Genomic DNA, 23218 nt, shown 5'->3' with positions numbered 1-23218 from the left:
AAGGCAATTTGAAAATTCAAATTGCCTTTTTTTTATTTCTGAATTTTCAGAAGTTTCTTTATAATTAGTTGTATTACAAATTAAAAGAAGCACCAACGTTTAATGTAAACTGATTGTTTAAGTGGTCAAAACCAGTTATCGTTTTGTCATATTTAGCCAATGGGACACCAGCTTCTCCAAACAATCCAAAACCATCCGTAAAGAAATAACGGAAACCCAAATGAGCACCAAAATTTCTTAAACCTAAATCCAATCCTGGGTAGATGTCCATGTTAGGTTGCATTTGTAAAACACTCCCTAAATTAGCGTTGAATCGTGCTTTTAAGTCAATTCTATCTCCAAATTCCGGTAGATTTCCCATAGCATCTTTATTTACTGACAATAAGTAATTACCAGTAAGTCCCAATGACATGTTTTCTCCAATTCCAAAATCAGATGATAAGAAAATACCAGTTCCTCCATCTTGAATGTTAAATCCTACTTGCCCTTTAACATCTCCATTCCCTTTGAAGGCTTGAGCGTTAATTAGACCAAAAGCTAATAGTAATGATAATGTAATAATTTTTTTCATAATTCGTGGAGGTTATAAATTCCAAGACAAAATTAGTTTAATAAATCTTAATTTCTACCTTTTTCATCAAAATACAGGTTGTTCAAGGGTTCACTTTGCCAGAATTCCTTTGTATCTACATCCATAATTGTTAAAGGACCTTTGAAAGCTGCTCCCGTATCTACGTTCCAAACGCAAGCCATTTGCAAAGGTTCTGTTTTTCCAATTCGGGTGACTGGGGTGTGGCCAATATAAACTTCATCATATAGCGTCAAGCGTTTTGGATACAATAAGTCATTGGGTTTGATGCTTCGATCCAATGCTAGTGCCGTTTCCCAAAGCGTTCGATCCCAATAAAATAATTTAGGATAAAATTCATACTCCACCCCATTCATATTGGTAAAACCAGCATGAACAAAAAGCCGATTTTTTTCATCTAAATAATAGTCGTCCAGTGACAATAAAAAGTCAATGTGTAATTGTTTAGTAGTATCATTAACATTTTGGTAGGCAGTGACAGTTGCCTCACCACCATGTTTGTACCACATGAGGTTGTCTTTGCTGTCTTTTAACCAATGCAATAATAATTCATCGTGGTTACCACGAATAAAAATGCAGTTATTAGTGGTTTTTAATTGAATCAAATAATCAATTACTTGTGGAGATTGACTCCAGCCATCTACATAATCTCCCAGAAAAATTAAAGTATCTTCTGGAGTTACTTTAGCTCTTTCTATAATTTGGTGTAAAGCGCGTAAGCCTCCGTGTATGTCGCCTATAACTAGTGTTCTCATTTATGTTTGGTCAATCGGGATTATGAAAAATGATAAGAGTGTCGTTTTTCTAATTGATAAAAATAGCAAAAAGAGTTGGGACAGGCTGATTTTTTTATTTTTTATTTTTTACAGCATGCGGTATTTGTACTATTTTTGTTTTTCCTAAAATATCACTACTTTTAGTGATTGTTTGATATGAAATTTTTTATGTATTTTTACATAAACATTAAAAACTTCAAAAAAATGAATGCTCTGATCGCCTTATCACTTTTGATTATCCAAGCAGTTTGTAGTTTTTTAAATGATATTATATCATTTTTTAATCTTCATTTTTAGTATCGTATTTCATTTTTCTTAAAATCCGCATGGCTTCCTTGAAAGACAAATAAATTTGCGGAAACGGTTTTATAAGTAGTTTAGCATCAATCAATTTTTCTTTGGCATCTTCAAATCCATTGAGATAACAAATCATGAAGGTAGACGGCAGGTTTTCTAAATCTTTATTTTCTCTATCAGACAATACAATTCCTTTTCGTAGTTTTTGCAACAATGCTAGATTAGAATTATAAATGTGAAAAAGCATTTTTCTATTAAATTCTGGGGGCTGAAACAGCATTTTACTTTCTATTTTATAATACCCATTTTCATAAAAATAAATCGTTTGTTGTTCTAATGGATAATAACTAGTTTTATCGTTTAAACCTAAAGGGACATATTCAATAATGGTAAACGTATCCTCATCAAAAGTGATCGTAACTACATCTTGAGCGGAGTAGAAGAGTTTGATTTGTTCATTAATCAGTTCGATATCCACACGAGATAAATAAGTACTACCTCGCACTTTCTTTGGGATTCCAGCCCAACAAATCACAAAAAGTTCTTTGAATACTTTGTATTTGGGCGCCATGTCTTTATGGCGAAAATTGATAAAATCAAATACGCCGTCCAAAGTGTATTTAATATTGTTTCTGGAATTATTTTCAATATCAATTACGGTTTCGGTATTCAGATAATTTTTCTCAATTTTATCTTCGGTTGGTGTGGTATTGCTACCCCGTCTTATAAATGTTGCTTTGGCAGGAATGGTATGAATTCCTTTTTTGAAAAAAGAAGGTTTGTTTTTGGGTTTTATCGTTACCAGTCCTACAACTTTATCTTTGGGTAAATTAGGAAAAGGAACATTTTCGTATTGAATTTTGGGAGGATTTTCAAGATAGGCATTTACTAAATTCTGAATGTGACTGTCGTCAAAAAAATCATCACCTACAATTTCGTTATCTTGATCTTCAACACCTACAACTATATAGGAATTATTGGCAGGATTAGAATTGGACAAAGCGCAAATGTGTTTTAAAAATTTGGCTTTGCCCTCTCTGGTATGTAAATTCAATTGTCGTTTTTTATCATAAAAACTGGACTCGTCGTTATGAGCGAGTAGGTTTTTAATTAAAAGACGCTTGTTGATCATTTAGATTATTGATTTATTTATAATTGTCGAAGACGCTTGTGCTGTACTCATAACAACCAAATCAGCTATATTTATATGATATGGTCTTGACACTACAAAATGAATAATATCGGCAAGGTCTTCCGCTTGTAATGGCGTAAATCCTTTGTAAACATTTTCGGCTTTGGTAGTATCTCCTTTAAAACGCACTTCGCTGAATTCCGTCTCCACCATACCAGGATGAATAGCGCCAACACGTATTCCGTATGGATTTAAATCAATTCGCATGCCTTGACTTAGTGCATCTACTGCATGTTTTGTAGCACAATATACATTTCCGTTTGGATACACTTCTTTGGCTGCAGTAGAACCAATGTTAATGATATGTCCTGATTTTCTTTCGATCATTTGTGGAATAATCGCTTTGGAAACATATAGTAATCCTTTAACATTGATGTCAATCATGGCATCCCAATCGTCAAGATCACCCGTTTGAATGGGGTCTAAACCATGCGCATTCCCGGCATTGTTAATTAAAATGTCGATAGTAGAAAAAGCTTCTGGCAAAGAATTTATCGATTCAAAAACGGCTTTTTTATCTCGAACATCAAATTGTAACGTGTGTACTTCTGTCAGTTTTGCAAGCGATGTTGCCAGCTCTTTCAATCGTTCTTCCCGTCTTCCGCAAAGAATGATTTTATACTTATTTTTGGCTAATATTTCGGCTGTTGCTTTTCCAATTCCGCTGGTAGCACCAGTAATAAAGGCAGTTTTATTCATATTTTTTGTGGTAATTCAATTTGTAATTGTTGTTAAAGTTGCATTTGAAAAATAAATGCAAATCTTAAATTTTTAGGGAACGTCTTGCCCCATACTTTCAGACCAAATGGCAAACCAATCTTCTTTTTCCAATTCTAAATCAACTGCTTTCATCAATGATTGAATTCTAGCTACATTTACAGTACCTGCAATTGGGATTACTTTGGCTGGATGTCTTAAAACCCAAGAAAGTAATAGTGTATCAGAACCCAAATGGTACTTGGAAACTAATATTGCCAATAATTTTTTCAAGCGATGCGTTTGTGGAATGTCTTTTCTAAAAACACATCCCAACGGATTCCAAGACATCGGACGAATGTTATTCATTTGCATATAATCAAAACTGCCATCGAGCATAGGTTCAAAATTGGTTGCTGAAAACTGAACTTGATTGTAACTAATTTCTGTTTTTTGGCTAAGTAATTCAGTTTGTGAAGTCGTAAAATTAGAGAGTCCAAAATCAATGATTTTACCTTCAGCTGTTAATTTTTCAATCGCCTCAGCAATTTCATCCACTTCCATTAAAGGGCTTGGTCTATGCAATAAAAACACATCTAAATAATCAGTCTGTAAATTCTTCAACGATTGTTCTGCTGACTTGATTATGTGCGCTTTAGAATAATCATAATGCTTGATAGTGGTGCTCTTAGTTTCGGCTAACATTTGGATGCCACACTTGGAAATTAACTGTAATTTTTCTCTGGCTATTTTGCTTGAAGCAAATGCTTTTCCAAAATCAGCTTCGGTAGTATAGGAGCCATAAATATCAGCATGATCGAAGGTGGTTATTTTGTTTTCGAGACATACATGGATCATGTTTTCCATTTCCTTTGGGGTTAGGTTTTTATCCCAAACTCCCCAATTCATTGTGCCAGCAATTATTGGTGATAATGTTGTTTTGCTCATAGGTTTAATTTTTTATTGAAACTCAGTATTCTCTGATTTCAAAGTATATTTTTCAAAGTTCTTAAAAATATGAAAATTGTATCATAATTCGTCCTTAAAATTAAGTGTTTGGTAGAAGTTTTAACCATTCTTTAACATCTTTCCTCTAAAAAAAAATTCAATTTGCACTACCAAAAGTAAGGCATTAAATTCAAGGTTTTAAAAATAATAATATGGAAGAGAATACATCGACTTTAGACATTAGAGCAATCAATGAAAAAATAGAAAGAGAGAGTGCATTTATCGATCTTTTATCTATGGAAATGAATAAAGTGATTGTGGGTCAAAAGCACATGGTGGAACGTTTGTTAATTGGACTTTTAGGTCAAGGACATATTTTATTAGAAGGTGTTCCGGGATTAGCAAAAACATTAGCCATCAATACGCTATCTCAAGCAATTCATGGTTCGTTTAGTAGAATCCAGTTTACCCCTGATTTATTACCTGCGGATGTTGTGGGAACTATGATTTACAACATTAAAGCGAACGAATTTTCGATTAAAAAAGGACCTATTTTTGCTAATTTCGTCCTAGCCGATGAGATTAACCGTGCACCAGCCAAAGTGCAATCAGCGTTGCTTGAGGCGATGCAGGAAAAACAAGTAACGATTGGGGATACGACTTTCAAGTTAGAAAGACCTTTCTTGGTTTTGGCAACCCAAAACCCTATTGAACAGGAAGGAACATACCAACTACCAGAAGCGCAGGTAGACCGCTTTATGTTGAAAACAGTTATCGACTATCCAAAAATGGATGAAGAACGATTGGTAATTCGTCAAAACTTAAAAGGAAGTTATGAGAAAGTAAATCAAGTGGTTTCGGTAGAACAAATTTTACGTGCACAGGAAGCCGTACGCGAAGTGTATATGGATGAGAAAATCGAGAAATACATACTTGATATTATTTTTGCTACTCGTTACCCAGAGAAATACAAATTAGCCGACTTGAAACCTTTAATCAGTTTTGGATCTTCACCACGTGGAAGTATCAATTTAGCTAATGCGGCTAAATGTTACGCTTTTATCAAACGTCGTGGATATGTAATTCCTGAAGATGTTCGTGCGGTAGTACATGATGTATTGCGTCACAGAATCGGAGTGACTTACGAAGCCGAAGCGGAAAATATTACTTCAGTAGACATCATCAATAAAATTATAAACGAAGTAGAAGTACCTTAAAATTTGTTTAAGGTTTAAGGTTTCAAGTTGCTGTAGCAAACGTGAAAACCTTAAACTTTTTTAAACTTTAAACAAATTAAATAAATGGATACAAAAGACCTTTTAAAAAAAGTACGAAAAATAGAAATCAAAACCAGAAGGTTGAGTGATCATATCTTCTCGGGGGAATACCACACTTCTTTCAAAGGACGTGGAATGACTTTTAGTGAAGTACGTCAATACCAATACGGGGATGATATTCGTGCCATTGACTGGAATGTGACGGCCCGATACAATGAGGCTCATGTTAAGGTTTTTGAAGAGGAGCGTGAATTGACCATGATGTTAATGGTGGATATTTCAGGTTCAGAAAGTTTTGGTTCAAAAAATCAATTCAAGAAAGATATCGTAACCGAGATTGCCGCAACAATGGCTTTTTCGGCAACTCAGAATAATGATAAAATTGGATTGATTCTTTTTTCTGATCAAATCGAATTGTACATTCCGCCAAAAAAAGGACGTTCTCACGTATTACGTATCATAAGAGAATTAATAGAATTTCAACCGAAAAGTCATAAAACAAATATTGCTCAAGCCTTAAAGTTTTTATCGAGTACTCAGAAAAAGAAAGCTATTGTATTTATGATTTCTGATTTTATGTGTGAAGATTATGAGCAAACATTAAAGATAGCTTCAAAAAAGCATGATATTACTGGAATCCGTGTCTATGATATTAGGGAACAAAAAATGCCTAATATAGGAATGGTTCCAATGCAGGATGCTGAAACTGGAGAAATACAATTAATCGATACCAGTTCAAAAACCGTCCGATTTAATTATGAGAAATACTATAATGATAAATTAATGTATTTTAAAGAAACCTTTAGTAAATCAGGTTCAGGAGTTGTAAATACTAGAGTTGACGAAAGTTATGTAACTAAATTATTGAGCTATTTCAAATCGAGGTAAAACTCTGCTTCAATCTCCATGAAGTGCGGGGAGTTGGAAAACAAATGTTTCAAAAATTACTAATGAAAAAATATATAAGCCTACTAATACTACTTCTTTGTACTACCATTTTTGCCCAACAAAAAAGAGTAGTTACAAGTATAGATACCACAAAAAATAAAATTGGAGCAGAGTTTAAACTGACCATAAAAACAGATGTGGATACTTTGTCTAAAGTTGTTTTTCCTAAGTTGAAAAATATAGGAGCGCTTGAAGTAATTCAATCCTACCCAATCGATACGGTTAAAAATAATGACCGCTATGAATTAATCAAGAAATACGGATTAACTCAGTTTGATTCTGGAAAATATTCAGTTCCTAGTATAAAAATCTTAATTAATAATAAACCCTATTATACGGATTCACTTAAGGTAGAAGTAGCTAATGTAGTAGTAGATACTTTAAAACAAAAAATGTATGATATTAAGGATATTATTCCTGTAGAAAACACATTGGGAGACTGGTGGAAATATCTTTTGGCGCTTGCGATACTTGGTGGAATTGGCGCATTGATTTATTGGTACATTAAAAAGCAACAAAAGAAAAAAATTGAAGAGGATGTGTATAAAACGCCAATTGAAAGAGCGACCAACCTACTCAATGATTTAGAGAAAAAAGAACTTTGGCAAAAAGGAGAAGTTAAAGAGTATTATAGTGAGTTGACTGATATTGCCAGAAATTATATCGAAGAAGCAATTGAAATTCCAGCTATGGAAAGTACTACTTCCGAATTGATTTTGGGGCTTAGAGCAGCATCTGTCAAAAAGAAAATGACGGTTTCTCAAGAAACAATTGAAAATTTAGAACGGGTATTGAAACAAGCCGATTTAGTAAAGTTTGCAAAATCAAAACCAGTAGAATATGAAATTGCAGAAGATCGAAATAAAATTCAAAAAGCAATTTTAACACTAGACAGCGCTATTCCTGTTGTAGTTGAAATGGAAGAGGATACTTTGTTGAATGAGGTGCAAAGACAAAAGCAAATTCAAATTCAGTTAAAGAAAAAAAGAAATAAACGCATAGCAATAACTATAGCGTCTGTTCTTTTCTTATTGTTTGCAACTACTACTTTTTTAATCGTTACTAAAGGGTTTGACTATGTAAAAGACAATATTATTGGACATCCAACCAAAGAGTTATTAGAAGGCGAATGGGTGAAAAGTGAATATGGAAATCCAGGAATTATAATGGAAACGCCAAAAGTACTTAAAAGAATAGATTTAACAAAATCATTACCTAAGAATGGAATGGCATTGATTAAAGAAATGAATTCGTTTGCTTATGGTAGCCTTTTAGATAATTTCTATTTAATGGTTTCTACTTATAAGTACAAACAAGACTCGACTTCAGTTGATTTAAAAAAATCAATGGAAGGAACGATTCAAGCATTAGAATCACAAGGAGCTCAAAACATGATTGTGAAACAAGAAGATTTTCAAACACCTGAAGGTATAAGTGGTCTAAAAGGATACGGAACGTTCACTAGAATAAATGAGGCGACTAAGAGCAGTGAAAAATTATATTATGAATTGTTGTTGTTTGGTCAAGATGGAGGATTACAACAAATTATGATTTTCCATGAAGAAGGGGATTCATATGCAAATCAAATATCGGATAGAGTGTTGAGTTCTGTCGAATTAAAACAAATAAGTAAGTAATGGGGAAAATATCTTTTTTAAATCCTGAGTTTTTCTGGTTGTTTCTTTTAATACCACTAGCTGTTATTTGGTTAGTTTATAAAAGAAATAAACAATCAGCAACCTTAAAAATTAGCTCGATTCAAGGGTTCAAGACAACGCCTTCTTTACTAGCTAAACTAAAACCTTTTTTAAGTGTTTTTCGTTTATTAGCGTTGAGCTCCTTAATTGTGGCAATGGCGAGACCAAGAACGGTAGATATTAGTAATAAAACAAAAACAACAAAAGGGATTGACATTGTAATGGCTGTCGATGTTTCAGGAAGTATGTTGGCCAAAGATTTAAAGCCAAACCGAATGGAAGCCTTAAAAAGAGTGGCAGCTGATTTTGCAGAGGAAAGACCAAATGACCGAATTGGGCTAGTAGTTTATGCTTCTGAGGCGTATACAAAAACACCAGTTACTAGTGATAAAGCAGTTGTTCTTGAAGCAATAAAAAGCATCAAATACGATAATGTTTTACAAGATGGAACGGGAATAGGAATGGGTTTGGCAACAGCAGTAAACCGATTAAAAGACAGTAAGGCCAAAAGTAAAGTGATTATTTTATTGACTGATGGGGTGAATAACGCTGGTTTTATAGAACCAGAAACCGCAGCGGATATCGCCAAGCAATATGGAATAAAAGTATATACTATTGGAATTGGTACTAATGGAATGGCTGAATTTCCTTATGCCGTAGGGCCAAACGGACAGTTTTTATTTCAAATGATGAAAGTGGAAATCGATGAAAAATTAATGCAAAGCATCGCTAAAAAAACCGACGGAAAATATTTTAGAGCAACGAGCAACAGTAAGTTGGCAGAAATTTATGGCGAAATTAATAAGTTAGAAACAACCGAAATTGAAGAGCTTAAGTTTTATGATTACGATGAAAAATACAGAGCTTTTGTTTGGATAGCAGGATTTTTATTATTGGCCGAAATTGGTTTAAGAAACACAGTGTATAGAAGTTTTATTTAGTATCCCCACCCCAGTCCTCCCCAAAGGGAAGAGAGATTGGACGTGAAAATTGGAATCTAAAATTTGTCTTGATATTTCGAGACTGATATTTAAAAAAAAATATGGAATTAGACGAATCAAAATATTTATACCTCTTATTCGTACTACCAATTGTGGTGGTGTTGTATCTTTTGAATTTCTATTGGAAAAGAAAAAAACAACGTGAATTTGGAGATCTGGATTTAATTAAAAAATTGAGTCCTGAGACTTCTGTTTTTAAACCTGTTTTTAAACTAGCAGTTATTCTATTAGCATTAGTGGGATTAATTTTAGGATTGGTAAATCCAAAAATAGGAACCAAAATGGAAACGGTAAAACGAGAAGGTATTGATATCGTTTTTGCGATGGATGTATCCAAAAGTATGCTTGCCGAAGATATCGCTCCCAGCCGATTGGAAAAAAGTAAACAACTCGTTTCTCAAATTATCAATCAGTTAGGGAATGACCGGATTGGTATTGTGGCGTATGCGGGAAGTGCTTTTCCTGTATTGCCGATTACTTCTGATTACAGTGTGGCCAAAATGTTTTTGCAAAGCATGAACACGGAGATGGTTTCCTCACAAGGAACATCGCTGGATGAGGCCATAAAGTTATCAGGAACTTATTTTGATGATAAAAGCAAAACAAGCAAATTACTAATTCTTATTTCAGATGGGGAAGACCATTCTGAAGGGGCACAGGCAGCAGCCGAAGAAGCCAATAAGCAAGGAATGCGCATTATCACAATAGGAGTTGGAACCGAAAAAGGAGGGACTATTCCATTGAAAAGAAATGGAATTGTAGAAAGTTATGTTCGTGATAATAATGACCAAGTGGTAGTTACAAAATTAAACCGTGCTGGTTTAGAGACCATAGCTAAAGCTACTAAAGGCGGTTATGTGGATGGAAGCAATACCAAAGAGGTTTTGGAATACATAAAAAACACGTTAAACACGATTCAAAAAACGGAGTTTGAAGCGACACAAATGGCCGATTTTCAATCGCAGTTTCAGTGGTTTCTTGGATTTGCTTTTATCTTATTGTTTCTAGATCTTTTCTTATTAGAAAGAAAAACAAGCTGGGTGAAGAAGCTGAATTTATTTAACGAATAAAAAACAATGTCAATTCCTTGCTGTTTTTACATTCGAGGATAAACATAATAATTGAAAAATGAAAAATTTTAAAAAATACATATTTGTCTTTTCTATATTCCTTAGTTTGGGATTTGGGGGAGTATTTGCGCAGGAGAAAGATAAAAATCTGCCTAAAGCAAATGAGGAATATGCTCAAAATAAATTTGTTGATGCAGAGGCTAATTATAGAATTTCGGGTTCTAAATTTCCAAACAGAACTGTTTCTCCATATAATTTAGGTAATGCAATATACAAACAAAACCAACCTGCTGAAGCTAAATATGCCTATGCCAAAGCTTTAAAAAGTGCTAAAACGAGACCTCAAAAACACAAAGCCTTTCACAACCTAGGTAATGTATTCATGAAAGAAAAAAATTATACTGAAGCGGTAGAAGCATACAAAAACGCACTTCGTAATGACCCTACAGATGAGGAAACAAGATATAATTATGCATTAGCAAAAAAAATGCTAAAAGAAAATCCGCCTAAAGACAATAAAAAGGATAAGGATAAAAAAGACAAAGACAAGGATAAAAAAGATAAAGACAAAGACAAGAAAGACAAGGATAAGGATAAAAAAGACGGTGACAAAGACAAAAACAAAAAAGACGATAAGGGAGATAAGGATAAAAAGAACAATGAAAAACCTGAGGATAACGGAAAGCCAAAACCTACTCCTGGCGGTATTTCACCACAACGTTTACAAAGTCTTTTAGATGCGGTAAATAATGAGGAAAAGAAAATCCAAGACAAAGTAAACGCACAAAAAGTAAAAGGAAAACCAACAAAAACAGAAAAAGATTGGTAAGATTTGGTTTATAACCTATTCGTGATTTGTTTTAATAACAAATTCATTAAGTAGTAAATCAAGGAATCAACGAACAAACAGTAATAATGAAGAATTTTTTAATTTTAATACTATTAAGTTTTCAAGGACTTATGGCTCAAGTGCAATTTGAGGCTAAAGTAAGTAAAACGACACTTGGTCTTAATGAAAGACTCCGTGTAGATTTTGCTATGAATATCGATGGTGATAATTTTAGTGAACCTTCTTTTGAAGGATTTAGAGTAATTGCTGGTCCAAGTCAACAAGTAAGTCAATCTTGGGTGAATGGCCGCAGTTCTTTTGAAAAAATATATTCCTATTACCTATTGCCAAATCAAAAAGGGACTTTAGTTATTAAGCAAGCATCCATAGAATACAACGGGCAAGTGTATAAAACTTCTCCAATAAAAATTAATGTTACATCGGCAATCGAACAGCCAAAAGATCCAAACGACACTAGTGTCTCTGCAGCAGATAATATTTATCTTGTGGCTGATATTTCGAAAACAAGTCCGTATATCAATGAACCTATTACAGTAGTGTATAAACTGTATTTTAGCTATAACATTGGAATTACGAATTGGAGGGAATTGAATAAACCCAAGTACAATGATTTCTGGAGTCAAAACATAGACATCAAGCAATTAGTTGCCGAAGAAGGCATGTTTAAAGGGGAAAAATACCGTTATGTAATATTAAGAAAAACAGTTTTATACCCTCAAAAATCGGGAAAATTGACTATAGAGCCATTGTCATTAGATATCGATGTGCAATTGCCTACTAATCGTAGAAACATGTTTGGTCAAGTAATTTTGACCGAAGGAAATAAAAGAGTTTCGGCTGGAGCCAAAGCAATAACGGTAAGAGCACTTCCTGAAGCTGGTAAGCCAGAAGATTTTTCTGGAGCAGTAGGTAGTTTTGATTTTAAAGTGACTCCATCCAAAACAAATCTTAAAAATGGAGAAAGCCTTGATTTAAATGTAAGCGTCACAGGTAAAGGGAATATGAAATTATTCAACTTACCAAAACCAGTAGTACCTAATGCCTTGGAAATGTATGACGCGGTTCACACAGATCAAGTGAATACCTCTTTAGCGGGGATGTCAGGAAAAGTGGCTGACAGTTATACAATTGTGCCACAATATAAAGGGAATTACCCAGTAAAACCACTTCGCTTTTCTTATTTTGATTTAGGATCAGGAACATATAAAACGATTAGTTCTCCTGAAATAATGATTAACGTTCTGGATGGCCCTACTGATACTAGAACAGCAGACAATCTAAACTCTAAGAAGAATACGGTTTCAATTCAAGAACAATTCAAATATATTAAACTGAAAACAAAATTAGAGTCAACAAAAAAAGACGACTTCTTTGGTTCCAATTTGTTCTTGGGGTTATTGTTTTTACCGTTCTTAATTGTTCCAATTATAGTTTTACTTAGAAAGAAAAAAGAAGCTATTGACGGAGACGTTGTTGGTAATAGAATTAGAAGAAATAATAAATTGGCTAAGAAATATTTATCTGAAGCCAAGAAACAAATCAATAATAAAGAACCGTTTTACGTGGCTCTTGAAAAAGCGATGCATAATTTCTTGAAGGCAAAACTTCATATTGAAACTTCGGAAATGAGTAAGGACAATATCAAGGACTTATTATTGACTAGAAATGCAAATCCAGAGGTAGTAAATGATTTTATTTCTCTAACTGAAAACTGTGAAGTAGCTCGATATGCACCAGCTTCAAGCGCAACTATTCAAAATGATTATGACAAGGCTGTTTCAATAATCTCTGAATTAGAAAAGCAGATCTAACAATTGATGATTAAGATGAAAAACATTTTTTATATAGTATTATTATTTACTTCTCAAATTTTCTTTGCTCAAAGTGGCTTTGAAACTGGGAATGATTTATACCAAAAAGGGAAATATCAGGAAGCCGTTCATGCATACGAAAGTGTGGTAAATAGCCATAAGCAGTCGGCTGAATTGTATTATAATTTAGGGAACTCTTATTATAAATTAAACAAAGTAGCTCCTGCTATCTATAATTATGAAAAGGCTTTGGTTTTAAAACCAAATGATAAGGACGTTCAAAACAATTTAAGATTTGCACAAAAAAGAACTATTGACGAAATAAAAGTAATTCCAAAAGTAGGTTTTGGTAAATTGCTTCGTGATTTCACGGCAATTTATCATTACAATACTTGGGGATGGATTTCTATAGGATTTTCAGTATTGTTTCTATTGTGTTTTATAGGATATTATTTTTCTCAAATGACTGTGGTTAAAAGAATATTTTTCTTCTCCATGTTTGTGGTTGTTTTCTTGCTTATGATAACTGTCGCTGCAGCCATTTTTGAAAAAAGCCATTTTGAAAACGAAAAGCCAGCAATCGTTTTTGCCGAAATGGCGGATGTAAAAAGTGAGCCCCAAAAATTAGCTTCTACCATTGTGGTGTTACATGAAGGTACAAAAGTCTTTGTAGAAGAAATTGTGGAAGGTTGGAAAAAAGTGCAGCTAACAGATGGAACAGAGGGCTGGATTGAAAATAATGCTATCAAAGAAGTAAAGTAATTCTCTCTTTATTCTTGCTTATTAGTAAGTGATTTATCTTCGTTTTTGCTTTTAAAATCATCGTACCAGGTTTGTAATCTTGGATAAATAAACTTTGACGTTTCTTGAATAGGGTTGTAAAACATGGACTTATCTAGCGTCTCTTGCTTGGTAAGCATATTGTTGATGTTGATTTTTTGAAAAAGATTCAATACAATGCTCAAGAGCAATATAGTTTTTATAACACTAAAAAAACCTCCAGCTAACTTGTTAATCCAACCCAAAAAAGCGAAGTCCATAATCCCTGTAAGCACCTTGGCTAATAAATGCACTACTATGACTACGGCTATAAAAGTGAGCCCAAAAGCGATTATTTCTATGTATTTTGGAGACCATGAAACATGACTTGATGCGACTTCACGAACAACATAGGAGAATTTTATGGCAATATAAATTCCTAAGATTAGCGAAATTAAGGAAGCAAGTTCTACAAAAAGCCCATTTTTCATACCTTTAAATAAAGCGTATATCAGTAATGCACCCAGGACAATATCTAAAATTCCCATAAAATTAGTTTAGTAATGATAAAGGAACAAATATAAAAGAATTATCAAACATCCATTGTCAATTTTCTAGTTGTTATCTTTGCCATAATAATTGGATGCTTTTTTTGAAAATCTGAAATGCTTTGCCTTTTCGCTATCGCTCGGGTCAAAAATCGTTAATCTACAATCAACAATCACAATGTCAAGAGACACACAACTTAAAGAACGCTGGGAACAGCTTGTAACTATATTATCAGATCAATTTTCACAAGGTGAAGATTTAGATCTAGACGCTATCATTTATTTAATTGGGGTACAAGAATTAGGAAAAGTACACCGTGAATATAAAAAAGACGAAAAACTAAACTTAATGCATATTGCTATTTGTCGATTATTAGAACCATACGGATTTTATGAATTCGATTTTTTTGACGAAGAAGGCTGGCCTCATTATACAGTAAAAGAAGAGTTGCCACCACTTAAAGCGGGAGAACAATCCGTATTGATGAAAGAAGCAATTGTTAATTATTTTCTTGAAAGAGAAGTAATAAAGTAGTGTTCAGTTATCAGTTTTTATATTATTTAACCTTATAGTAGTACTTAAATGGTAATCTCACAATTTATCAGGGAAACTTTAAACTTTAAACTTTAAACCTGAAACAAATTTTGTAAATTTGCACACGCAATTATTGAATGAAAATGATAGATAAGATAAAAGAATATATCGGTGAAGCACAAGCCTTCTCGACCCAAAGTCCAGCAGAATTAGAAGCTTTCCGAATTAAATTTCTTGGAAGTAAAGGGGTTTTAAAAGAGTTTTTTGCCGAATTTAAAAATGTTCCTAATGAGGAAAAAAAGGAATTTGGTCAAGTAATCAACTTGCTTAAATCATCTGCCGAAGAAAAGGTAAAATCAATACAAGAATCTTTAGAGAATAAAGAAGAAAGTAAAGGGTTGTTTGGTGATTTAACACGTTCTTCTGAACCAATAAAAATAGGTTCTCGTCACCCAATATCATTAGTAAAAAACCAAATTATAGATATCTTTTCAAACATTGGTTTCAACGTGTCCGAAGGTCCAGAAATAGAAGATGACTGGCATAATTTTACTGCATTGAACCTGCCCGAATACCATCCGGCTCGTGATATGCAAGATACTTTTTTCATACAAACCAATCCTGATATTTTGTTACGTACGCATACATCATCGGTTCAGGTGCGTTATATGGAGAACAATAAACCGCCTATTCGTACTATTTCTCCAGGAAGAGTGTTCCGTAACGAAGCTGTTTCGTCCCGTTCTCACTGTATTTTTCACCAAGTAGAAGGTCTTTATATCGACAAAGATGTTTCTTTTGCAGACTTGAAACAAACCTTGTTGCATTTTACCAAAGAGATGTTTGGAAAATCAAAAATACGTTTGCGTCCGTCTTATTTCCCATTCACGGAGCCAAGTGCCGAAATTGATATTTACTGGGGTTTAAAAACCGAAACTGATTATCGAATTACCAAAGGAACTGGTTGGTTAGAAATTGGTGGTTGTGGAATGGTAGATCCTAATGTACTTAAAAATTGCGGGATCGATCCAGAAGAATATACTGGTTTCGCATTTGGGATGGGGATTGAAAGAATCGCCATGTTGAACTATCAAATAGGCGATATTCGTATGTTTTACGAAAACGATGTTCGTTTCTTAGAACAATTTAAAGCTAGTATTTAATAATTGAATTAGGAGCTATTTCCAGCTATTCGTTACAATCTTTTCTTGTTTTAAAGAAAAACAAGAAAAGGATTTTCACTTCTATCTGGGCTAGTATTTTAGTTGAATAGTCAATATTGATCAAATAAGGATTAAACGTAACAACCTTAATTTCTTAATAGTTATAAAAGTAGCTTTCAGAGTTATATCACAATGAAAAAAGACATAATTATCCCCGAAGTAGAGAACGTTTTCATAGCCGCAGTCCAAGAATGGAGTGACGACTTTATGGAAAAAGTTTGGTATGCCTATTTAGTAAATGACAGCGATTACCTAATAGAAAGTGTAATGGTTGTTTCTAAAGCATTTGGAACTATAGACGGTGAGATGAAAAAAACATCACTTTTACGTCATGCTTTTGTTGAAATTCCGTCAGTATCAGTTGTAAAAATTGAAATGATAGAAAAAAGTGTTTTAATGCTCAACAATGAGTTTATGGTCACTTTTTTCATAGGGGATAAATTATACGATAAAAAATTTATTTTCAAAGCCAACACCATAAATGAAGACGCAGTGGAAGAAGTTCCTATCTTATTTGTTGATGGGGTTATTATAAGGTAATGTATAATTTATCATAATGAAAAAGGCGTTATCTTATGAGATAGCGCCTTTTTTGTGTTTAAAAATCGAATTATTTTAGATTAATCCAGTTGGTCTGTTAGTTTTTTAAAGACTGCTTTTGCATCCTTTCCGTCGTACAATATTTCATAAACAGCGTCTATAATTGGAGTTTTCGCCTGGTACCCTTGGTTGAGCTTATAAGCGCTTTTTGTTGCATAATAGCCCTCAGAAACCATGCTCATTTCCATCATTGCACTCTTTACAGTATAGCCTTTGCCAATCATATTACCAAACATTCTATTTCTGGAAAAAACAGAATATCCAGTAACCAATAAATCTCCTAAATAAGCAGAGTCATTAATGTTTCGTTTCATTTTATGGACTTTCTTGATGAATTTTTTCATCTCTCGGATACCATTACTCATTAAAACGGATTGGAAATTATCACCATAACCCAATCCATGAGCAATTCCAGCAGCAATAGCATAAATGTTTTTCAACATAGCTGCGTATTCGGTCCCAATGATATCATCTGTAATTTTAGTTTTTATAAAATTTCCTGATAGATTTTTGGCGACTAATTTTGCTTTATCAGCATCACCACAAGCAATAGTAAGGTACGATAAACGCTCTAATGCTACTTCTTCGGCATGGCAAGGTCCTGTAATTACTCCAATATTATAATACGGGATGTCATATTTAAAATGGAAATGTTCGCCAACAATTAAACTTGTTTCAGGAACAATTCCTTTAATAGCTGAAAAGATTATTTTATCTTTTAATGAAACAGTTAGTTTTTCTAACTCATCATTTAAAAATGCAGAAGGAATTGCAAAAATGAGGTAGTCTGCATATGCAACAGCTTCATTAATATCGCTAGTTAATTTTAGTTTTTTAGTGTCAAACTCTACCGCACTAAGATAATTAGGGTTATGCTTGTAAGTCTTTATGTGCTCAATAGCTGATTCATTGCGCATGTACCATGAAACCTCCGAAAGGTTTACACATAACATTTTTGTAATCGCTGTTGCCCAACTACCACCACCTATAACTGCGAATTTTATATTTCCGGCCATTTTTTAATAAATTTAACCAAAAGTACTTAAAAATGGAGTAATTAAACAAAAAAATTATTTAAGAAACTGGAGTTTTATTTGCTTGAAAAAAGCAATCATAAAAATAAAATATTTTTTTTATAATTTCTTGCAATATTTATATCGTATTAACGTTGTAACCTATTATAAATTAAGTTTTTAATAAATAAATGAAAATTGAGTTAGTTAGTTTTGTTTTGGTGTTATCAAAAAGGCGTCTTGAATTAAATTCAAAACGCCTTTTTATTTTACACTGTAATAGTTCCAGTATTCTGAATTAGTAACTCATTTCCACAATAGCTTTTACTTTGTCTAAAGTGATGTTTTGCCTTTCTCCTAAACCTTTCCATCCGCGTTCATCAAAACGATTTACAATGAAATCGGCAGTGTGATTATACTCTTTTGTATAGTCAGATAGCTTCGTGTCCATTCCCATTTTGTGGAAGAATTCAACCGTTTTATTTATAGCTTCGTTAGCAATTTCATCTTCCGTTCCTTCTAAGTTGAAGATGCGTTTTCCGTATTGTGCTAGTTTTCCTTTTTTAGTCTCAAACATTACTTTGTACAAACTTGGAGCAATAACAGCAAGAGTTCGTGCATGGTCAATTCCGTACATCGCAGTTAGTTCATGACCTATCATGTGTGTTGCCCAATCACTAGGAACTCCTTTTTGGATTAAACCGTTTAAGGCCATGGTGCAACTCCACATAAAATTAGATGCCAAAGCATAATCTTTAGGATTTTCAACTACCTGTGGACCTACTTCAATTAAGGTTTGTAAAATTCCTTCGGCAATGCGGTCTTGTAAATAACCTTCGTGTGGATAAGTTAAGTATTGCTCCATTACGTGCGTGTAGGCATCGACAACACCGTTTTGCAATTGTCTTTTTGGCAAAGATTCAATCACCGTTGGATCGCAAATAGAGAATTGTGGAAACATAGCTGAACCACCAAAAGCCAATTTCTCTTTGGTCGATTCAATAGTTACAACAGCTCCAGAATTCATTTCGCTTCCTGTAGCAGGCAAGGTTAATACAGTTCCAAAAGGCACTGCATTCTCTTTAATTAAAATGCGTTTTTGCAAGATATCGATTGGGTTTCCTTCAAAATTAACAGCTGCTGAAATAAATTTCACACCATCAATTACAGATCCACCACCAACGGCAAGAATAAAATCAATATGTTGTTCTTTAACAATGGCTACTGCTTTCATTAAAGTTTCAAAATGTGGATTAGCTTCAATTCCGCTAAATTCTACAATTTCGTGCCCTTTAAGATTGTGGAGTACTTGTTCGTGAATTCCGTTTTTAAAGATACTTCCACCACCGTAAGCCAATAATATTTTAGCTCCTTTGGGTACAAGGCTTCCTAGTTTTTCAATTTGTCCTTTTCCGAATACAAGATTCGTGGGATTATATAATTCGAAGTTTAACATGCTTATTTTTTTTCGTTTAATTGATGTAATAATTTTTCAGCAACTAATTTAGAGGATGCAGGGTTTTGCCCAGTAATCAACAAACCGTCTTCTACTGCATAAGGATGCCAATCTTCAACTTTAGAATACGTTGCTCCATTAGCTTGTAAGGCGTCTTCTAATAAAAAAGGAACCACATCAGTTAATCCTACTGCAGCTTCTTCAGTGTTAGAAAAACCAGTTACGTTTTTACCTTTAACTAAAAATTCTCCATTTACTTTTACATTTTTCAATACCGCTGGTGAATGACAAACAAAAGCTACTGGTTTATTATTAGTGTAAAATGCTGAGATTAATGCATCTGAATTTTTATTTGAAGCTAGATCCCATAATGGTCCATGACCACCTGGATAAAAAACAGCATCGTAATCAGACTCTTTTACATCGGCTAATTTATGTGTTTTACTTAATTTAGCTTGTAATTCAGTGTCTTTGTCAAATCGTTTTGTGTCTTCAGTTGCCGATGACGGGTCTTCACTTTTTGGATCAATTGGAGGTTGACCACCAAGCGGAGTAGCAATATCAATTAGGACTCCTTTGTCAGCTAACTCATAATAAGGAGCAGCAAATTCTTCTGTCCAAAATCCTGTTTTTTCTCCGGTGTCTCCTAATTTATCGTGACTAGTAAGAACAAATAATACTTTTTTCATGTCTTTTTTATTTTGTTTTTGTGCGGTTGCTTTAATGCAACCCACAGTTAATGCAATAATTGTAAATAATGCTATTTTCTTCATAACTGATTTTATTACTACAAATTTACGGCGAATATGCTATTAGTAAAAATAATTTAAATTATGTTTGTGATAAATATATTTATATCATGGTCAATCTAGAATGGTACAGAACTTTTAAATCCGTGTATAAAAACGGGAACTTTTCTTTAGCTGCCAAAGAGTTGTTTATAAGTCAACCTGCAGTGAGTCAGCAAATAGCAATGCTAGAGGCCCATGTAGGCTACACGCTTTTTAATCGAAAATCAAAAGGTGTTGAACCAACAGAATATGCTAAGTTACTGAATAACTTGATTATAGAAGCTCTAGACCGATTGGAAAATGTAGAAAATGGATTTCGTGCTAAAGCTTTTAATGCAAACCGATTAATTACAGTTGGTATATCGAAGCATTTATTTAGTAGTATTGGTAGTGCATTGATTTCACAGTATGATTATATAGATTTTAGTTTTCATGAAAACCAAACGCTGTTTGAATTAGTAGATGCTAAAAAACTCGATTTTGCTATTGTGACCAAAAGGTTTGACACCTTCGATACCATTCAAAAAAAGGTAGGAGAAATGAAACAAATTATAGTTGGCTCCAACAATATTGATGCATCCGAGTTGAAATTAAAAATTAAAACTAAAGTTTTTTCGCCAATTGAACAATGGTTAAATAATCAAAAGTGGTACAGTCATGATGCTGGAATTCCACACATCAAATTGTTTTGGCTACATGTTTTTAATAAAAAAAGGCCAACAATGATTTCTAATTATATTATTCCATCAGAATATGAAATGCTTGGAGTTCTTGCTAAAAATACAGGAGTAGCAGTAGTTTGGGATATTAATGCTAAGTGTTTTATAGAAGAAAAAAGAATTCAATTATTATGGAATAGCAAACTCATGCCAAGTACGGAAGTTTTTTTATTGTCAGGAAAAAATGATAATTTTAATACCGCTTTTCAAGAAATTGAAGTAGTTCTAAGGACAATATTTGAATAATTATTTTTTATAAAAATTATTGTGATCAATGTATTCCCAAACTTTAGTTGGCAAAAGTGGTTGAATATTTTTTCCTGCTTTAATATTATTGCGAATAAATGTAGAGGAAATTTCAACTACTGGTGCATCAATTAAATGAATTTTAGGATGGTTTTTAAGTTCTACATTTTGCTGCGCCAGTTCGCCTTTCAGGCTCGTGTCAGCTTCTGATGAAATGCGAGGATACACATAGATATCATGATTTTGTAAAATAACTTCGTAGTTTTTCCATTTGTGCAACGACTTTAAGTTGTCTTCGCCCATAATTAAAGAAAACTCGTAGTTTGGAAATTTCTCTTCCAAGTGAACCAAAGTGTTCACCGTATAATTGGGCTGTGACAACTTAAATTCTATATCGGAAGGTTTCAATTTTGGAAAATCTTCGGTTGCTAAATGAACCATTTGTAATCGATGGTAATCATCAAGCAAAGTACTTTTCTTTTTGTGTGGATTATGTGGCGTAACTACCATCCAAACTTGATCTAAATCAGAGTGCTCCGCCATATGGTTTGCAATAATAAGATGCCCAACATGAATGGGATTAAAAGTTCCGAAATAGAGTCCTATTTTCATCGATTTAATTTAAAGATTTAAAAAACTCAAGAATTGAAAGATTATCATTGGTTTTTAAATCTTTCAATTCTTTAATTTTTTAATTTTTATTTACTTACAAAATCCTTCACCAATTGATAGGCTTCTTCCAAAGCAATATCTAAATCGTAATTTTTAATTACAACATCAAATTGCGGAGCTGTAGCTAGTTCAACTGATGCTTTTGCAATTCGCATATTAATTTTGTCTTCACTTTCGGTGGAGCGCTTTTTTAGACGAATTTTTAACTCATCAATACTTGGTGGCTTTACAAATACGGCTAAAGTTTCTTCTGGATATTTAGATTTAATACGTAAACCACCAGCAACATCAATATCAAAAATTACATTTTTACCTTTGGCCCAGATGCGTTCGATTTCGCTTTTTAAAGTTCCATAGAAGTTGTCTCTATAGACCTCTTCCCATTCTAGGAAATCTTCGTTTTTGATGTGTTTTTTGAATTCTTCAGTTGAAATGAAATAATAGTCTTTTCCGTTTGTTTCTTCCCCTCGAGGATCACGAGAAGCTGCAGAAATAGAGAATTCTAAATTCAAATCAGGTTTGCTTAGTAAATGCTTAACTATGGTTGTTTTTCCAGATCCCGATGGTGCCGAAAAAACAATTAATTTTCCTTTTTTCATTTTATGCTGAATTTATTTCGGTATTTTTTTAATGCCGAAACCTACAATACGTTTAAAACCTGTTCTTTAATTTTTTCTAATTCGTCTTTCATTTGAACGACTAATTTCTGCATTTGTGCATGATTGGATTTAGAACCCATAGTATTGATTTCACGCCCCATTTCCTGAGTAATAAAACCTAATTTTCTACCGTTGGCTTCGGTTCCATTTATAGTTTCTAAGAAATAATCCAAATGATTAGTTAAACGCACTTTTTCTTCGGTAATGTCTAATTTCTCTAGGTAATAGATTAATTCTTGTTCAAAACGATTTTCATCAACGTTTACTTGTAATTCAGCAATGGCAGTTTGTAAACGGTCTTTTATAGCTTGTACGCGTTCAGGGTCTAATGCTAATGCATCAGTCATGTACTGGCGAATGTTACCTATTCGCAATTGAAATTCTTTTTCAAGTGACATTCCTTCATCTTTTCTAAAAGTCAAGATGTTTTGGACCGCTTCTTCAATAACAGTTTGGATCTGTACCCAGTCATTTTCGTCGATTTCGTCGCGCTCAATTTTTAATGCATCGGGCATTCTTACAGCCATTTTCATCAATTCGGTTTCATCAGCAGCGGCATAAACTTCTCTTAACTGGCTGATGTATGCTTTCACAATTGGGACATTAACTTTAGTTGTGGTTTGTTCAGCGGTACTTTCGATAAAAATAGAAAAATCTACTTTTCCTCTTTCTAATTTTGATGCGATTTGAGTTCGTAAACCTAATTCCATTTCGCGGTACAGCGAAGGCATTCTTACGTTAAGGTCAAGACCTTTACTGTTTAAAGATTTTACTTCTACTGTTATTTTTTTGGTTGGTAATTGCAAAGTAGCTTTACCAAAACCTGTCATTGATTGTATCATATA

Annotated in this window: 24 protein-coding genes; 12 read left to right on the top strand and 12 right to left on the bottom strand. The window is 33.4% G+C overall.

The genetic code is table 11. The features are described from left to right. Positions 1-73: 73 nt before the first annotated feature. The 5 genes from AB3G36_RS03390 to AB3G36_RS03370 all read right to left on the bottom strand — a co-directional run bounded on the left by AB3G36_RS03390 (position 74) and on the right by AB3G36_RS03370 (position 4498). Complete coding sequence (locus tag AB3G36_RS03390; protein ID WP_367756011.1) at positions 74-571, bottom strand: DUF6646 family protein; 498 nt, start codon at positions 569-571, stop codon at positions 74-76. Positions 572-618: 47 nt separating this feature from the next. After that, positions 619-1344: a metallophosphoesterase family protein gene (locus AB3G36_RS03385; RefSeq protein WP_367756009.1), complete on the bottom strand. Its 726-nt coding sequence runs from the start codon at positions 1342-1344 to the stop codon at positions 619-621. A 301-nt stretch (positions 1345-1645) separates the two neighbouring features. Continuing rightward, a complete protein-coding gene (locus AB3G36_RS03380; RefSeq protein ID WP_367756007.1) occupies positions 1646-2794 on the bottom strand; it encodes an ATP-binding protein in 1149 nt (382 codons plus the stop codon). Further along, positions 2795-3553: an SDR family NAD(P)-dependent oxidoreductase gene (locus AB3G36_RS03375; RefSeq protein ID WP_367756005.1), complete on the bottom strand. Its 759-nt coding sequence runs from the start codon at positions 3551-3553 to the stop codon at positions 2795-2797. A 72-nt stretch (positions 3554-3625) separates the two neighbouring features. After that, complete coding sequence (locus AB3G36_RS03370) at positions 3626-4498, bottom strand: aldo/keto reductase family oxidoreductase (RefSeq protein ID WP_367756003.1); 873 nt, start codon at positions 4496-4498, stop codon at positions 3626-3628. Positions 4499-4710: 212 nt separating this feature from the next. Between AB3G36_RS03370 and AB3G36_RS03365 the strand changes: the two genes are divergently transcribed. From AB3G36_RS03365 to AB3G36_RS03330, 8 genes are all read left to right on the top strand, one after another. Then, positions 4711-5715 carry an AAA family ATPase gene (locus tag AB3G36_RS03365; RefSeq protein ID WP_367756001.1) on the top strand — a complete coding sequence of 335 codons (1005 nt, stop codon included), beginning with the start codon at positions 4711-4713 and terminating at the stop codon, positions 5713-5715. A gap of 84 nt (positions 5716-5799) precedes the next feature. Further along, a complete protein-coding gene (locus AB3G36_RS03360) occupies positions 5800-6663 on the top strand; it encodes a DUF58 domain-containing protein (protein ID WP_367755999.1) in 864 nt (287 codons plus the stop codon). A 62-nt stretch (positions 6664-6725) separates the two neighbouring features. Beyond that, entirely contained in the window at positions 6726-8360 is a 1635-nt protein-coding gene (locus tag AB3G36_RS03355; RefSeq protein ID WP_367755997.1) for a hypothetical protein, read from the top strand. Then, on the top strand, positions 8360-9361 hold the full coding sequence (locus AB3G36_RS03350) for a VWA domain-containing protein (protein WP_367755995.1): 1002 nt from the start codon (positions 8360-8362) through the stop codon (positions 9359-9361). The genes AB3G36_RS03355 and AB3G36_RS03350 overlap by 1 nt, the downstream gene beginning before the upstream one ends. Before the next feature lie 101 nt (positions 9362-9462). Further along, positions 9463-10491, top strand: a complete 1029-nt coding sequence (locus AB3G36_RS03345) for a VWA domain-containing protein (RefSeq protein ID WP_367755993.1) — start codon at positions 9463-9465, stop codon at positions 10489-10491. Between the two features lie 58 nt (positions 10492-10549). Continuing rightward, on the top strand, positions 10550-11320 hold the full coding sequence (locus AB3G36_RS03340) for a tetratricopeptide repeat protein (RefSeq protein ID WP_367755991.1): 771 nt from the start codon (positions 10550-10552) through the stop codon (positions 11318-11320). 86 nt (positions 11321-11406) lie between these two features. Continuing rightward, the gene (locus AB3G36_RS03335; RefSeq protein WP_367755989.1) at positions 11407-13152 is read left to right on the top strand and encodes a BatD family protein; all 1746 of its coding nucleotides are present in this window, start codon (positions 11407-11409) and stop codon (positions 13150-13152) included. Positions 13153-13167: 15 nt separating this feature from the next. Beyond that, a complete protein-coding gene (locus AB3G36_RS03330) occupies positions 13168-13914 on the top strand; it encodes a tetratricopeptide repeat protein (RefSeq protein WP_367755987.1) in 747 nt (248 codons plus the stop codon). 8 nt (positions 13915-13922) lie between these two features. Here AB3G36_RS03330 and AB3G36_RS03325 read toward each other — a convergent pair whose 3' ends face one another. Next, positions 13923-14459 (bottom strand): CvpA family protein, encoded by a 537-nt coding sequence (locus AB3G36_RS03325; protein WP_367755985.1) that lies wholly within the window; start codon positions 14457-14459, stop codon positions 13923-13925. A gap of 178 nt (positions 14460-14637) precedes the next feature. Between AB3G36_RS03325 and AB3G36_RS03320 the strand changes: the two genes are divergently transcribed. The 3 genes from AB3G36_RS03320 (at position 14638) to AB3G36_RS03310 (ending at position 16757) form a co-directional block, all read left to right on the top strand. After that, the gene (locus tag AB3G36_RS03320) at positions 14638-14994 is read left to right on the top strand and encodes a hypothetical protein (protein WP_367755983.1); all 357 of its coding nucleotides are present in this window, start codon (positions 14638-14640) and stop codon (positions 14992-14994) included. 143 nt (positions 14995-15137) lie between these two features. Further along, a complete protein-coding gene (gene pheS, locus AB3G36_RS03315) occupies positions 15138-16157 on the top strand; it encodes a phenylalanine--tRNA ligase subunit alpha (RefSeq protein WP_367755981.1) in 1020 nt (339 codons plus the stop codon). Positions 16158-16349: 192 nt separating this feature from the next. Further along, complete coding sequence (locus AB3G36_RS03310) at positions 16350-16757, top strand: hypothetical protein (protein ID WP_367755979.1); 408 nt, start codon at positions 16350-16352, stop codon at positions 16755-16757. Positions 16758-16837: 80 nt separating this feature from the next. Here AB3G36_RS03310 and AB3G36_RS03305 read toward each other — a convergent pair whose 3' ends face one another. The 3 genes from AB3G36_RS03305 to AB3G36_RS03295 all read right to left on the bottom strand — a co-directional run bounded on the left by AB3G36_RS03305 (position 16838) and on the right by AB3G36_RS03295 (position 20059). Beyond that, positions 16838-17833, bottom strand: coding sequence for an NAD(P)H-dependent glycerol-3-phosphate dehydrogenase (locus AB3G36_RS03305; RefSeq protein WP_367755977.1), 996 nt, complete (start codon positions 17831-17833; stop codon positions 16838-16840). Between the two features lie 295 nt (positions 17834-18128). Continuing rightward, complete coding sequence (locus tag AB3G36_RS03300; RefSeq protein WP_367755976.1) at positions 18129-19286, bottom strand: iron-containing alcohol dehydrogenase; 1158 nt, start codon at positions 19284-19286, stop codon at positions 18129-18131. 2 nt (positions 19287-19288) lie between these two features. Further along, a complete protein-coding gene (locus AB3G36_RS03295) occupies positions 19289-20059 on the bottom strand; it encodes a type 1 glutamine amidotransferase domain-containing protein (RefSeq protein WP_367755974.1) in 771 nt (256 codons plus the stop codon). Positions 20060-20145: 86 nt separating this feature from the next. Here AB3G36_RS03295 and AB3G36_RS03290 point away from each other — a divergent pair, with 86 nt between their 5' ends. Beyond that, entirely contained in the window at positions 20146-21042 is an 897-nt protein-coding gene (locus AB3G36_RS03290; RefSeq protein WP_367755972.1) for a LysR family transcriptional regulator, read from the top strand. Here the strand turns inward: AB3G36_RS03290 and nadD are convergent, their stop codons facing one another. From nadD to AB3G36_RS03275, 3 genes are all read right to left on the bottom strand, one after another. Continuing rightward, positions 21043-21654 carry a nicotinate (nicotinamide) nucleotide adenylyltransferase gene (gene nadD / locus AB3G36_RS03285; RefSeq protein WP_367755970.1) on the bottom strand — a complete coding sequence of 204 codons (612 nt, stop codon included), beginning with the start codon at positions 21652-21654 and terminating at the stop codon, positions 21043-21045. Between the two features lie 86 nt (positions 21655-21740). Further along, on the bottom strand, positions 21741-22313 hold the full coding sequence (gmk, locus tag AB3G36_RS03280) for a guanylate kinase (protein WP_367755968.1): 573 nt from the start codon (positions 22311-22313) through the stop codon (positions 21741-21743). 41 nt (positions 22314-22354) lie between these two features. Further along, on the bottom strand, positions 22355-23215 hold the full coding sequence (locus tag AB3G36_RS03275; RefSeq protein WP_367755966.1) for a YicC/YloC family endoribonuclease: 861 nt from the start codon (positions 23213-23215) through the stop codon (positions 22355-22357). Positions 23216-23218 lie beyond the last annotated feature (3 nt).

Source organism: Flavobacterium sp. WC2430, assembly GCF_040822075.1.
Classification (GTDB): Bacteria; Bacteroidota; Bacteroidia; order Flavobacteriales; family Flavobacteriaceae; genus Flavobacterium.
Note: the sequence above shows the minus strand (reverse complement) of the source record. Positions and strands in the feature narration are given on the sequence as shown.